The 13,817-nt window shown below is 58.0% G+C and carries 10 protein-coding genes and 1 tRNA gene; 5 read left to right on the forward strand and 6 right to left on the reverse strand.

The genetic code is table 11. The annotated features are described in order from the left end of the window. Nucleotides 1–15 precede the first annotated feature (15 nt). A tRNA-Lys gene (locus H2O17_RS08925) sits at nucleotides 16–88 on the reverse strand. Nucleotides 89–292: 204 nt separating this feature from the next. On the opposite strand from H2O17_RS08925, the gene H2O17_RS08930 reads away from it, so the two are divergent. Together H2O17_RS08930 and H2O17_RS08935 are read left to right on the forward strand one after the other, a co-directional pair. Beyond that, complete coding sequence (locus H2O17_RS08930) at nucleotides 293–3,019, forward strand: DEAD/DEAH box helicase (RefSeq protein WP_182049360.1); 2,727 nt, start codon at nucleotides 293–295, stop codon at nucleotides 3,017–3,019. Beyond that, nucleotides 3,020–3,775, forward strand: a complete 756-nt coding sequence (locus H2O17_RS08935) for a YggS family pyridoxal phosphate-dependent enzyme (RefSeq protein WP_182049361.1) — start codon at nucleotides 3,020–3,022, stop codon at nucleotides 3,773–3,775. It begins immediately after the preceding gene. 20 nt (nucleotides 3,776–3,795) lie between these two features. On the opposite strand, the gene cimA is transcribed toward H2O17_RS08935, so the two are convergent. The 5 genes from cimA to H2O17_RS08960 form a co-directional block, all read right to left on the reverse strand. Continuing rightward, nucleotides 3,796–5,424, reverse strand: a complete 1,629-nt coding sequence (gene cimA / locus H2O17_RS08940; RefSeq protein WP_182049362.1) for a citramalate synthase — start codon at nucleotides 5,422–5,424, stop codon at nucleotides 3,796–3,798. A 73-nt stretch (nucleotides 5,425–5,497) separates the two neighbouring features. Beyond that, complete coding sequence (locus tag H2O17_RS08945; protein WP_182049363.1) at nucleotides 5,498–6,643, reverse strand: branched-chain amino acid aminotransferase; 1,146 nt, start codon at nucleotides 6,641–6,643, stop codon at nucleotides 5,498–5,500. A 173-nt stretch (nucleotides 6,644–6,816) separates the two neighbouring features. After that, a complete protein-coding gene (locus H2O17_RS08950) occupies nucleotides 6,817–7,878 on the reverse strand; it encodes a 3-isopropylmalate dehydrogenase (protein WP_182049364.1) in 1,062 nt (353 codons plus the stop codon). 144 nt (nucleotides 7,879–8,022) lie between these two features. Then, nucleotides 8,023–9,129, reverse strand: a complete 1,107-nt coding sequence (gene tal / locus H2O17_RS08955; RefSeq protein WP_182049365.1) for a transaldolase — start codon at nucleotides 9,127–9,129, stop codon at nucleotides 8,023–8,025. A 118-nt stretch (nucleotides 9,130–9,247) separates the two neighbouring features. After that, complete coding sequence (locus H2O17_RS08960; protein ID WP_182049366.1) at nucleotides 9,248–9,883, reverse strand: SanA/YdcF family protein; 636 nt, start codon at nucleotides 9,881–9,883, stop codon at nucleotides 9,248–9,250. Nucleotides 9,884–10,116: 233 nt separating this feature from the next. Between H2O17_RS08960 and H2O17_RS08965 the strand changes: the two genes are divergently transcribed. The 3 genes from H2O17_RS08965 to cas5e all read left to right on the forward strand — a co-directional run bounded on the left by H2O17_RS08965 (nucleotide 10,117) and on the right by cas5e (nucleotide 13,687). Continuing rightward, the gene (locus H2O17_RS08965; RefSeq protein ID WP_182049367.1) at nucleotides 10,117–11,166 is read left to right on the forward strand and encodes an ABC transporter permease; all 1,050 of its coding nucleotides are present in this window, start codon (nucleotides 10,117–10,119) and stop codon (nucleotides 11,164–11,166) included. 8 nt (nucleotides 11,167–11,174) lie between these two features. Beyond that, on the forward strand, nucleotides 11,175–11,858 hold the full coding sequence (locus H2O17_RS08970) for an ABC transporter ATP-binding protein (RefSeq protein ID WP_182049368.1): 684 nt from the start codon (nucleotides 11,175–11,177) through the stop codon (nucleotides 11,856–11,858). Nucleotides 11,859–12,958: 1,100 nt separating this feature from the next. Next, nucleotides 12,959–13,687, forward strand: a complete 729-nt coding sequence (cas5e, locus tag H2O17_RS08975) for a type I-E CRISPR-associated protein Cas5/CasD (RefSeq protein WP_182049369.1) — start codon at nucleotides 12,959–12,961, stop codon at nucleotides 13,685–13,687. Nucleotides 13,688–13,817: the final 130 nt, after the last annotated feature.

A 13,817-nucleotide genomic window follows, 5' to 3' on the forward strand; every position in this document is an offset into this window, starting at 1 on the left:
GCGTTTCATATTCTGTACACCGCCAGGGACTCGAACCCTGAACCCATTGATTAAGAGTCAATTGCTCTGCCAGTTGAGCTAGCGGTGCTGACAAGGAAATAACTTACCCACGTTCGCGGATTCAGGCAAATCGACGAGTCGCGTTTTTCAGGTCCTGCGCTTCTTTGAGGCCTCACGCCAACCTACATTTCGGCGCGATATCAATGTTTCACGTGGTTCGAGTCAGGTTCGTCACGTGCTCCGCGATGCTCTCCGCTCAGCATCGAAACCCGCAGTATGGCACCCTTGATAGGTGGCCGCTTCCTCTTCAGAGTCCCCAGGGATTCGCGTTTCTCCTCAACCAGCCCTCAACCTTGCACTCGACAAGCTCGAGGACGCATTCGGCATCGATCCCACACCGGATTCAATCTATGACGCCTTCACACAGTGGGCTGATTCCACCGGACGTCCGTTGTACCCACATCAGGAAGAAGCTCTTCTGGCAGCCCTTGAGGGCGACCACCTGATCATTGCCACACCCACGGGCTCGGGGAAATCGATGGTGGCGCTCGCCGCCATCTTTGCCGGGCTCGCAAACGGCAAGACTGCCTATTACACCGCTCCGCTTAAGGCGCTTGTCTCAGAGAAGTTCTTCGACCTCATTCACGTGTTCGGTGCTGAGAACGTCGGCATGGTTACCGGTGACTCATCGATTAACGCCGGTGCGCCGATTGTGTGTGCCACCGCTGAGATCGTGGCCAACATGGCTCTGCGCAACGGAGACGATTCAGACATCGGCGTGCTGGTTCATGATGAGTTCCATTTCTATGGTGATCCTCAGCGCGGTTGGGCTTGGCAAGTTCCGATTCTGGAACTCTCCTCCACCCAACACGTGTTGCTCTCCGCAACCCTCGGCGACACCACGTTCCTTGAGCAAGACATCGAGCGCCGCACATCCCGCCATGTGTCCGTTATCAAGGATGCACCCCGGCCGGTACCTCTCAGCTACTTCTACTCCCGTGAGCCTCTGGGCGAGCTCGTGAAGGAAATGACGGTCACTCACCGCTCCCCTGTATACGTGGTGCACTTTTCTCAGAAGGAAGCCGTCACGCAAGCTCAGGCGCTGTTGCCAATAAACCTCGTCACAAAGGAGCAGAAGGCAGCGATCGTGGCTGCGATAGGGTCTTTCGCATTTGGCCCCGGGTTCGGCCAGACCCTTTCCAAACTGCTGAGGGCCGGCATTGGAGTTCACCATGCTGGCCTGCTCCCCCGGTACCGCAGGCTGGTTGAACGCCTCACCCAGCAAGGCCACCTCCAAGTCATCTGTGGCACTGACACGCTTGGTGTGGGTATCAACGTGCCGATCCGCACGGTCCTTCTCACATCGCTGTCTAAGTTCGATGGAACCAAGTCGCGTCATCTCTCGGCTCGAGAGTTTCACCAAATCGCCGGGCGAGCCGGGCGCGCAGGGTTCGATACCGTCGGCGACGTCGTCGTGCAAGCACCCGAATACGAAATAGAGAACGCACGGGCGATAGCCAAGGCGGGCGATGATCCAAAGAAGCTACGCAAGATTCAGAAGAAGAAGGCACCCGAAGGTGTGGTGCTGTGGTCTGAGAAGACCTTTGACTACCTTCAGACCGCCGAACCAGAGACTCTGACGTCGCATATGCACGTCAACCACGCGATGATCCTCAATATTCTGCAGCGCCCCGGGGATGCGGTGGCAGCCGCCACCAAACTCCTCACCGATAACCACGAACCCACAAGCGAATCCAACCCTCTGCTTCGTCGCGAGGTAGAGATCTACTCATCTCTTCATGCGGCCGGCGTGTTAGTGCATCACGATTTGCAATGGCAAGAGGCTCATCCTGGGGAGTCAGCAATTGGATTCGCGCACGAAGTTCCCGATGATTTCGCACTCAACTCTCCGCTGGCGCCATTCGCTCTGGCCGCGCTCTCACTTCTTGACAAGGAATCCGAAGAATATGCGCTGGACGTGGTCAGCGTAATGGAGTCGGTGCAGGAAAACCCCAACCCCTTGCTCTACGCGCAGCAGCGCGCAGCGAAGGGCGAAGCTATCGGCCGGATGAAGGCCGCCGGTATGGGGTATGACGAACGCATGGCCGAAGCCGACCAGATTATGTGGCCTCAACCTCTCGCAGAGGAGCTTCGGGCCGCGTTGGCAACCTACCGTCAGACAAACCCGTGGGTAGACGAATACGAGCTCTCACCAAAATCGGTCGTTCGAGAGATGGTGGAGCGGGCCCTCACGTTCTCCGAACTCATCTCCACATACGATCTGGCACGTTCAGAGGGCGTGGTACTGAGGTACCTCACCGATGTCTACAAGGCTCTCCGCCAAACCGTTCCGCTTGAGGCGCGGACGCAGGAACTCGACGCGATCATCGACTGGCTCGGCGCGTTGGTGCGATCCGTGGATTCATCCTTGCTCGATGAATGGGAAGCGCTGCGGGACGGAACGCTGACCACACAAGAAATTACGGAACTTGAAGGCGATCCCAAGGGCGGAGAACGCGAGCTTGCCTTCGGTGCCGATTCCGATGGCAACGTTGCGTTCACGCGCAACCGGCATGCCCTTCGGACCGCCGTACGAAACGCCATGTTCCGCCGTGTGGAGGCCCTCCAACGCGAGGACTACGACCTCCTAGATACTCTAGCCAGTGCCCCGTTGTGGCCGGGTGCGCCAGTCTGGGACGGCGACGCTTGGGCTGATGCCACCGATTCCTATTTCGATGAGTATGAGAGCGTGGGTATTGATAACGCCGCGCGTGGGTCTGCATACTTTGAGGTCGACGACGCCGTCGAACCTTCCGCACTTATTGACGCGGGAATGGACGCGGAGCACGCTCAACGCATCGCTGACGCGCATGAGAAGGGCCGGCTGTGGCTGGTGCGCCAAACATTTGATGATGGACGAGGTGATGGTTCGTGGGGTTTCTGGGCGCTTGTGGATCTGGATGCATCTGACGAACAAAACAGCCTGCGCCTCTCCGTTATTTCGGTGGGAGAACGATAGATGAAAGACGCTGTGGACCTCACAGTTGTGCCGCCCGTGGAAGAGATCGCCGGGCGCTTCCAAGCCTTACAGGAGCAGGTGGCCAAAGCTGCCATCAATGCCGGGCGCAAACCCACTGACGTAGCAATTGAACTGGCCGTCAAATATCAGGCACCAGAGCGTGTGATGGCGGCACTGGCCGCGGGCGGCACGCTCATGGGCCACAACATAATTCAACAGCTCGAGGCCACCGAAACCGCACTTCAGGAAGCCAACGCGCCCGCTCATCGCACACATGTGATCGGGCACGTCCAGAAGAACAAAGCCAAGAAAGCCGTTCAGTACGCGCAGTGCATTGAAACGCTCGATTCGATCAAGCTGGCCAAGCGCATCAATATGCTCCAACAGGTGCGGCGGGATTCCGGGGAGGCTCACGGCCCCTTCGACGTCATGCTCCAAGTGAACTCATCAGGCGCCGAATCCCAGTACGGGATCGAGCCAGCAGCAGTCAGCGAACTTGCCAGTCAGGTTCTCGAGCTACCGAATTTGCGCATCGTTGGCCTCATGACCATCGGCGCACACACAGAGGATACGGCCGGGATCGCACACTCATTTCAGATCGTGCGCACGCTTCGCGATTCCCTAATCGCGGCGGGTATCGCGAGCGCTACCGAGCTCTCCATGGGCATGACTCATGACATGGATATCGCGATCGCAGAAGGATCTACGATCATCCGGGTTGGCACCGCGGTGTTCGGGCCGCGCGAAATTGCGTAGTGCGTGCGGCCGCAGAACTGTTACTCACAATCCCCGCTCGGTTCATCAACGCGAGGTTCCACGCCAACACGCATCAGCCCATAGATGTAGCCGTCGGTCAGCGCCTCCCATGAGGCCTCGACGACGTCGGCACCAACGCCCACCGTGTGCCACACCTTGTGCCCGTCCGACAGTTCGATCATGACGCGGGTGGTCGCACCCGTGCCCTGGTGGGTGTCTAAAATTCTCACCTTGAAATCGATGAGTTCGATGGCCAGCAGTTCGGGGTACACGTTCTTTAACGCGGTGCGCAGCGCACGATCTAGCGCCTCAACAGGGCCCACGCCCTCCCCCACTCGCATGTAGCGCCGCCCGCCCGCGTACAACTTGACTGTGGCTTCCGAGAAGGTATCGCCCGCTTGGGAGTAGTTGGGCGACGTAGAGATGTTCGCCCTCCATGCTTCGACCTGGAAGTATTCGGGAAGTTCGCCGACGACGGCGCGCACCAACAGTTCGAAGGACGCATCCGCAGCGTCGTACGTGTACCCCTGAGCTTCAGCCGCTTTGACACGGTTTGTGATCGCGATGAGGGCATCCTTGCGTCCAGCCAGATCGATTCCGAACTCTCTGGCCTTCAGTTCGATGGATGCGCGCCCGGCCATATCGGAAATGACCATCCGCATGTCATTGCCCACGGCCAATGGATCAGTGTGCTGGTAGAGATCTGGATTGACCCGGATGGCTGAGGCGTGCAGGCCAGCCTTATGCGCAAACGCGGACGCACCCACGTATGGCTGGCGCCCATACGGAGAGATGTTTGTGATCTCCGAAGCTGTGTGAGATACGGACGTCAGCTGCGAAAGCTCTTCTGGTGTGGCAACATCGAAGTCCGTCTTCAACGCGAGGTTCGCGATAATCGTGAGTAGGTTTGCGTTGCCGGTGCGCTCTCCGTAGCCATTGATGGTTCCCTGAACCTGACGGCACCCAGCGCGTACCGCAGCGATCGTGTTCGCAACCGCGCATCCGGCGTCGTCGTGCGCGTGAATGCCCAGATACGGATCGGTGATACCAACGGCGGCCAGGCGTTCCAGCAACTCGTGAACGATGTGGAAGACCTCGTGGGGCAAGGATCCACCGTTTGTATCGCAGAGCACAGCGCACTTTGCGCCGGAGGCAAACGATTCGGCCACAACGGATGTGGTGTACTCCGGATCGAATCGGTAGCCGTCAAAGAAGTGTTCGACGTCGATCATGACCTCGCGGCCTTGGGAACGCACGTACTCCACCGAATCGCGCACCATCGCAAGGTTCTCCGTGGGGGTGGTACGCAGGGCCTGCTCCACGTGGCGGATGTCTGACTTTGCGACCAGCGTGATAACGGGCGCACCCGAATCGATCAAGGCGGCGATCTGGGGATCGGTGGCGGCGGTCAACCCAGCTTTGCGGGTGGCACCGAAAGCAGTCAGCTTCGCAGTGTGAAGCGAACTCTGATCCACTTGAGCGAAGAACTGGGTATCCCGCGGAATGGCGCCGGGCCACCCGCCCTCAATATAGTCCGCACCAATTGACTCGATGAGCGGCAGGAGCGCCAACTTGTCTGAGACAGACAAGTTGATGCCCTCCTGCTGCGCACCGTCGCGCAGAGTCACGTCGTAAACGTCGATCTTCATGATGCATCCTTCAGGGCTGGGAAGTACCGGAGCCCCCTGACCGGCGGGGAGCCGTGCACGTGACGGTCCATCCTCACATCAGGCGGTAGGTCCAGCCGAACGTGTCTTCAACATGGCCAAGCTGAATGGCCGTGAGTTCGTCGTAGATGTTCTTCGTGGTGGGACCTGTTGGGATTTTCACGTGGAAGTCCTCGCTGGTCAAGGAGCCAATCGCGGTGACCACTGCTGCGGTGCCGCACGCGAACATCTCCACTGCTTGACCGGAACCGAATTCTTCAAGCAGTTCTGCCAGAGGAATCGTTTCCTCGGTGACGCTACGACCTTGGGAGCGAAGCAGCTGAATGATGCAGGAGCGGGTATTGCCTGCCAAGATGTTGCCTGTCAGCTGTGGAGTCTTGATCGAACCATCTGCCATGACGATGAAGACGTTCATGCCGCCTAGTTCGTCAAGGTTCTTGTCCGTCTTAGCGTCGAGGAAGAGCACTTCATCGTAGCCGGCATCGTGTGCCTTGACCTTGGGGAGCAAAGAGGCGGCGTAGTTTCCGCCCGTCTTGGCATCTCCCATTCCACCCGGGCCAGCGCGATGGTAGGTGGGCTCAACCCACACGTTGATCGGCTGGAATCCGTGAGTGAAGTAGGGGCCGGATGGAGATGCGATCACGTAGTACTCATAGCGCGATGCCGCAGCCACGCCCAAGAAGGCCTCGGAAGCGAAGATAAACGGCCGCAAGTAGAAGGAGGAACCAGGAACATCAGGCACCCATTCGTTATCCGCGCGCACCAAGTCAACGATCGATGCCATGAAATCTTCATGTGTGAGTTCGGGAATTGCCAGGCGGCGGCTTGAATGGTTGAGGCGAGCCGCGTTGTAGGTGGGCCGGAACGTCCAGATGGAACCATCATCGTGACGGTAGGCCTTGAGGCCTTCGAATACTTCCTGACCGTAGTGCAGCACCGCGGCCGCCGGATCTAGCGACAAGGCGCCGTAGGGCTCAATGGCCCGGTTGTGCCAGCCATCTTCCGTGGTCCAAGTGGCATGCGCCATGGAATCGGAGAAGTCCTTACCAAACAAGAGCTTAGCCATCTTGGCTTCACGGACCTCTTGCGTGGCTTTGTTGTTGTTGGGCTGGAGCTCATACGTTCCAGCAAGTTCATCGGCGCTCGGAACGGCCTCGGCTGCTGCTACTTCCAGAGCCGTGGGCGTAAACGACGTTGTCATGACAGTCCCTTCTTGTGACTGGTCTCAAGAGTACTCAAATATGGATCGCGACGTTCGTTCTCTGTCTGGGTCAGTCGAACGAGGGTGGCGGAAAGAATCGGGATGCCAGCCAGATGCACCAAACGCAGGTGAGGATTGCTCACCTGCGTTCGCCTGCGAAGCTGTGCAACCCCTCAGACGAGCAGTTCGGTAATCGCCTCGCCTACTTCACTGGTGGATCGCACCAGCGGGGCGCCGGCTTCCGCGGCGGCAGCGCGGTCGGCCATATCGGCGTCGATTGCTGCTTCAATCTTGCGTGCTTGCTCCGCAAATCCCAGATGGTCCAGGAGGAGCGCCACGGAAGCAATGGTTGCCGTGGGATCTGCCAACTGCTTGCCAGCAATATCGGGGGCCGAACCGTGGATGGGTTCGAACATGGAGGGGAAGGCACCTTCGGGATTAATGTTGCCCGATGCTGCCAGTCCTACGCCTCCGGTAACTGCACCTGCTTCGTCCGTCAGAATGTCACCAAACAGGTTGTCGGTAACCATGACGTCGAAGCGGCCTGGATCGGTGACCAGGAAGATTGTTGCGGCGTCAACATGCAGGTAGTCCACGCTCACCTCGGGGTACTCTGCGCCAACGGCCTCAACCGTGCGGCGCCACAGGTGGCCGGCGTTCACAAGCACGTTGTGCTTGTGAACGTAGGTGAGCTTCTTGCGCGGACGCGCATTTGCCTTTTCGAACGCGTAGCGCACCACACGCTCCACACCAAACGCGGTGTTGACGGAAACCTCAGTTGCGACCTCATGTGGGGTGCCTTCGCGCAGCACGCCTCCGTTGCCGCAGTAGAGGCCCTCGGTACCCTCGCGAACTACCAAGAAGTCGATTTCGCCCGGGTTGGCAAGCGGTGTGGGAACGCCCGGGTAGTACTTGTTGGGGCGAAGGTTGACGTACTGATCCAAAGAGAAGCGGAGCTTGAGCAGCAGGCCGCGCTCCAAGACTCCGGACGGAACGGAAGGATCGCCCACTGCGCCCAGAAGGATGGCGTCATGCCCCTTGATGGATTCGAGCTCCTCATCAGGCAAAACCTCGCCCGTGCGATGCCACCGGGCAGCTCCCAGATCGTAGCTCTGCGTACTGACCTCTACATCAGTCCCGGCAAGAACGGCATCAAGGACTTTCAGGCCTTCGGCTACTACTTCGGGGCCGATGCCATCGCCAGGAATAACGGCGAGATCAAGAGAGCGTGTCATGGATTCAATGCTAGGACTGTGCTCAAAGGGTGGGACAACGGTCTCAGATCATGGACGCTGCGAAGGGTGCCACAGCGTTCACGTGGCACCCTTCCACAATCGTCACACAGTGGCACTAAAACCGCCATATCGTGCCATTCTGCACTACTGCGCTAGGGCCTTCTCCACGGTCGCGAGCAACGACTTCCACGAGGCAATGAACTTGTCCACTCCCTCACTTTCGAGCACGCGCGTGACATCCTCGAAATCAACGCCGGCCTTCTCCACATCCGCGAACACCTGAGCAGAATCGTCGTAGGTTCCGTGAATGGTGTCACCCTCGAAAACGCCCTCATCGCGAGTCACCAGAAGCGTCTTTTCCGGCACCGTATTGACCACGCTTGGCGCCACGAGCCCAGCCACATACAGATAGCCCGGCAAGCGTGGGTCCTTCACACCAGTGGACGCCCACAGCGGGCGCTGCACATTGGCCCCGGCCGCTTCAAGCACTTGCCAACGCTCTGTGGCAATCGACTTCTCAAACTCCTCATACGCGAGGCGTGCGTTGGCGAGTCCTGCCTTCGAACGCAACGCTGCGGCGGCGTCGTCGCCAATCTCAGCGAGCCTGCGATCAACCTCCGTATCAACGCGGGAGACGAAGAACGATGCTACCGATCGAATTTGGGAGAGATCCTTGTTATCGGCAATCGCCAGTTCTAGGCCGGCCATATACGCATCGATGACTTCACGGTAGCGCTCCAGGCTGAAGATGAGCGTGACATTCACGCTGATACCCTGGGCGATCGTAGCCGTGATAGCCGGCAAGCCTGCCTTCGTGGCCGGGATCTTGATCATCGCATTGGGCTTGTTGACCCTCTTCCACAACTCCACCGCCTGGGAGGCCGTGGCGGCCGTATCGTGCGCCAGAAGCGGCGAGACCTCGATGGAGACGCGGCCGTCGCGGCCATCACTTGCCTCAAACACGGGCGCAAACACGTCACATGCCTTGGCCACGTCCTCAATCATGACGGCAAAGGCGGCTTGCTCTGGATCTGCGGTGTTCGCCGCAACGAGGGCGCCGTTGTACACCGCGCCATTTGATATGGCGGCATCGAAAATGGACGGATTCGTGGTCACGCCTACCACCTCAATGCGCGCAATCAGCTCGTCTAGACTTCCATCATTAAAGCGTTGGCGCGAAAGGTCATCCAGCCACAAGCTGACGCCTGCCTCCGAAATGCTTGCAAGAACGCCGCCATTACCGTCTGCCATATGTGCCCCCTGAGTATCACTTCTCTTTGGTAGTGAATCCTAACGCTCTTGATTGCGCGCGCTGATGCACGAACTCCGCGTTGGACAATCAGCCACAACGGCCTCCTATTCACAGAAACTACAGATCCACTACGCCGGCGTCGGGCCTCACGAACCCCATGACGAAGTCCTTGGTGCGAACCAGCCATTCACGCGCCCGCCACTGCACGGCCTTCTCGTACTCTTGGCGGTCTGCGCGCACTGCCGTTACCTCGAGCCCTTGCCGTTCTCCGTCCCAGATGATGCGCGCCAGATGGAAATCCTGCGACACTGCGATCACCGATGAGTATCGGTACTCGTGGCGCGCCCGCCACATCGTGTCATATGTGCTGATGCCCTGATCGTCCCGCACAATCGCTGACTCATTCACCCCGTGGCTCACCAACCACTGAGCCATCGCGTCCACTTGGTAGTTTGCTTGGGCCGAGTTGTCCCCCGAGACCACAATGACTGGCGCCGCCTCGGCTTCCATCAGATCGAGCCCTGTGTGAAGGCGGTCCTCCAGTATGGGGCTGGGAGTCCCGTTTGCATACACCCTCGCTCCAAGCACGACGACGGCGTCCGCACCCGCTTGCGACGCTTGCGCCAGTCCCACCACCGAATCGTTCGTGGAGGTGGAAATAAAGACATTGATGCCGATACAGGCGCAGCTTAGGGCAGCCACGGCTCCCCCTGCTGCCAGCGCGATTGCTCGGCGCCACTTTCTTGAACGCATATGATCCACACTGCCGTGAAATAGGTACTCACCACAACTATCGGTGGCTTATATCTAGGTCACACACCCAGATGCAGACGTCTGGCGCGGTGAGGTTCCCCTTTCAGTGAAACTGGAGGCCCAGCAACCCGCCGCCACTATCCTCCCAATTGTTTCGGTGTCACAATGTATAAAATGTACGGCACTGCGACACCTGTCGCTATCAGCAGGAATTCATCAGTTGGAAGGGCATCGTGTTTCTAGCATTCAACGAAATCCGACACGAGGTGCGCCACTACACCCTCATCACGGCGATGATCACGCTGGTGGGCCTGCTGGTGTTCTTCCTGACAGGGTTGGCGGTGGGACTGAACAGCGCGATGACGAGTTCCATCAGAAGCTGGCCCGCCAGTACCGTGTACTTGTCGTCCACATCGAACGAGTCAGTCCTAGCATCCTTTGTCCCAGAAGAGTCGGCTTCCGCCCTTCAAGGCACTGACACAGCCCTATTTGGCCTCACATCCGTCACAGTGGAACAGTCCGATGGATCGCAAGTCAACGCATTTGCGATGGGTATGGATGCGGATTCATTCATTGCTCCCAAACTGACTGAAGGTGACGTGTGGGCGCAGCCCGGCGACGCCGTCGTCGACGAATCTATGCGTGATGAGGGATACGCAATAGGCGATACATTTACGCTTGCACAATCGGATCAAGAACTGACGATCACAGGATTCACCGATAACGCCACGTACTCCTCGTATCCCGTCATGTACATTTCTATTGCAGATTGGCAGGCCCTGGGCGTTCAGTATGACGGAATGGTCAGCGGTGTTGCAACAGACGGGGATGTGGATACCGCCAGCGTCAGCGGTGATCTGACGGCGCTTTCCACAACAGACTTCATCAACGCCATTCCGGGAGTATCGGCTCAGAACATCACTTTCGGGTTGATGATTGCAGCGTTGATTATCATATCTGCGGTTGTGCTCGGCGTGTTCACGTACGTGCTTACGCTGCAAAAACAGAAGGTATTTGGGGTGATGAAGGCCCAGGGAATATCAAATGGGATGATCGGGTGGTCCGTGCTATGGCAGACCGCATTTCTTTCGATATTTGGCTCGGTTTTCGCGGTTGCCGTTTCGACTGCGCTTGGGGTCATTCTTCCTGATGGCGTGCCATTCACCATTCCAGTCTTCTTCTGGATCGTGATTGGGGCGATTATCGTGGTATTCAGTTTGATTGGAGCATTGTTCTCCGTGAGAAGCGCGACCAAGATTGATCCGCTGGAAGCGCTGCGATAGGAGTAATCATGGCAATTGCTGAAACACATGACGTGTACAAAGACTTCGTTCAGGGTGACGAGACGATTCATGCGCTCAAGCCCACGAACTTCGCAGCAGAACCAGGGCAATTCATCGCACTGATTGGGCCGTCCGGTTCTGGGAAATCAACGCTGTTGACGCTGTTAGGCGGACTTCAAGCACCCACGGGCGGATCAGTTTTTGTGGATGGCAAAGACCTCGCGTCGATGGATGATAAAGAACGCTCACGCACGCGCTTAAGGTCAATTGGATTCATTCTTCAGTCTGCGAACCTCGTGCCGTTTCTGACAGTCAATCAGCAACTCGAGTTGCACGACCGTGCTGCTGGGAATAGGGCTGCGCGGCAGAAGGATCGCGATGAACTGCTGGATTCGCTTGGGATACTCAAACTAGCTAAGAAGTATCCGCGTGAGCTTTCAGGCGGCGAGCAACAGCGTGCGGCGATCGCACGTGCACTATATGGCTCCCCCGCGCTGATACTTGCAGACGAACCTACCGCGGCGCTTGACACGAGCCGAGCGTTTGACGTGGCGGACCTTCTGCGCGAACAGGCCCGCAGCCGTAACACGGCAATCATTATGGTGACCCATGATGAACGGCTTGTGGAGCACGTAGATAGAGTCTTGCATATCGCCGATGGCGCCCTCGAAGAGGTCACTGGCGGCCGTTAGGTTGTTGCCGCGTGGCAGGTAACGGTGCCCGCCACGCGGCAGATTCGGAGCTGGTCACGTGGCAGGTGCCGGAGCTATTCGCGTGGCGAAACTGGAGCCGTTCGCGTGGTGAAACTGGAGCCAGTCACGTGGTGAAACTGGACGTGCCACGGAGGTCTGCCGACGCAGGCTATGCGCATTCCCGCCGGTGGCGGGTACGCACATTCTTGCCGATGCCGGCTACTTAACGCCGATGCCGCATCTCCCGAACGAATATCCAGATGAGCCAGAACCCTGCGGTGATGACGGTCATGATGACGTCGCCGAGAAAGCTAAAGAGGCCGTATCGCTTGGCCATGGCCGTGCCTTTCGTTCAGTTAGTATCGTGGTCCCCCAAGCCTACTAGCCTCTAGGCTGCGTCTGCGGTGCATTACTCTTTGAGCGCCGTTCAGTCGGATCTAAGGGCATTCATCGTTCAGCGGTTCGAATGACGATTAAGCGAAGGGCTTCCGGAGAACTGCATGTACCGCCGGGCTGAGGCAGTGCAGGCTGCTGCGCGCGGCCAGATCTCGGGATCACACAGTAGATATGAGAGTCAATCTAGACCCGGACCATATCTGGCCCAAAGCAGCCGTGGGCCTAAATCATCCTTTGATCTGCGGGAGAAGACCTATCGCCATGGCGTTCCATGATCGCCCGTCAGAGGAGCGAATTCACCTTCTGTCCTGGACAGACCAAGATCAACCGCTTCGCTCGGTCAAGAGTGAATCTGTAACTAACCGAAGGTGAACCCAAATGCGAGGACGCAGCGCGACGTGCGTGCTCCTCTCTTGAAGCTGGACCATGGATGGCCTTACGTGTCCGTGAAACATGTGTAGGAGCCGAGCCCGGGGTCGGTAACGGCAAGAATGCGCCCGCGTGCGCGGGGAACGGTGAGTCGGCAGAGCGATTCACTCGTAATGAATAGGAATACCCCCGCGTGCGCGGGGAGCGGACTAATGGCCCTCGCCTCTCTCTACAGAGCTTCCCCATTCTGTGCAGCTTGCCGACGAGGAATCAACCGAATGCCGTCAAAGTCGTAGACCGTCGGTGCACCTTGCCCATACGTGCGTATGGCGCCAATGGCTGAGTCTCTCTATCTCAGATTGGCTGGCCCACTTCAATCATGGGCTGGCCCTAGAGTCACTGGAAACGTGGTGAGAACTGAGGCACGACCTACGAGGAGTGGACTGGAAGGTCTGCTGGCGGCGGCAATGGGATGGCGTCGTGGCGAGTGGGAAGAATGGATCCGGGATACGAGCATCTCAGTGCGTTCCGATCGTCTCGGAAATCGTGTTGACGAGTTTCAGACGATCAATCCCCGCGACGAGGATCTCGAGTACCAAGAACGCGCCTATCTGCTAATGACAGGAAGGAGGTGGAGCAAGAGAGCGAACTTCACGCCTGATGGCCAGAACAAGACGTCAATCGTGAACCGCACATATATTGCCGATGCCGTTTTTCTCGTGGAAGTCTCAGATGGAACAAGACTCGAGCAAATCAAAAGCGCATTGAGAAAGCCACAGTTCACTTCCTATTTAGGCCGGAAGGCATTTGCACCCACCTTTCCCTTCTTCTTGGGGGTAGGCCCGGAAGGAGCGCTCAAGGACCTTCCAACTGTCAAACAGACGGCCAGAGCAGTCCAGCTCTCCAACGACTACTTCGATGCGTTAGCTGGCCCCGAACGCCCACAGCTGAGAATCGACCATCTCGGCTGCACGGGAACGCACTCCCCTGAGTTCGTGAATGTGGAAGCGTTACCACAAAATGATTGGATCAAGTTGATCTCGGATACATTCGACCGCACGTGAGTCTTGTGACCGTGTGATGGTCCGAGCCAACGTTTACGAGGCCCACATGAGCGGAGAAATGTTCGAAACGCCCGGACCATGATCAGAATGGACAGATGTTCAACACTAAGTACAAGGATGCCGGGTGGCA

The sequence above is a fragment of the Changpingibacter yushuensis genome (assembly GCF_014041995.1).
In the GTDB taxonomy this organism is placed as follows: Bacteria; Actinomycetota; Actinomycetes; order Actinomycetales; family Actinomycetaceae; genus Changpingibacter; species Changpingibacter yushuensis.

Coding starts and splice junctions, on each gene's coding strand:
- cas5e (WP_182049369.1), top strand. CDS start 12,959: ATGGCTGAGTCTCTCTATCTCAGATTGGCTGGCCCACTTCAATCATGG.
- H2O17_RS08945 (WP_182049363.1), bottom strand. CDS start 6,643: ATGACAACGTCGTTTACGCCCACGGCTCTGGAAGTAGCAGCAGCCGAG.
- cimA (WP_182049362.1), bottom strand. CDS start 5,424: ATGAAGATCGACGTTTACGACGTGACTCTGCGCGACGGTGCGCAGCAG.
- H2O17_RS08950 (WP_182049364.1), bottom strand. CDS start 7,878: ATGACACGCTCTCTTGATCTCGCCGTTATTCCTGGCGATGGCATCGGC.
- H2O17_RS08970 (WP_182049368.1), top strand. CDS start 11,175: ATGGCAATTGCTGAAACACATGACGTGTACAAAGACTTCGTTCAGGGT.
- H2O17_RS08935 (WP_182049361.1), top strand. CDS start 3,020: ATGAAAGACGCTGTGGACCTCACAGTTGTGCCGCCCGTGGAAGAGATC.
- tal (WP_182049365.1), bottom strand. CDS start 9,129: ATGGCAGACGGTAATGGCGGCGTTCTTGCAAGCATTTCGGAGGCAGGC.
- H2O17_RS08960 (WP_182049366.1), bottom strand. CDS start 9,883: ATGCGTTCAAGAAAGTGGCGCCGAGCAATCGCGCTGGCAGCAGGGGGA.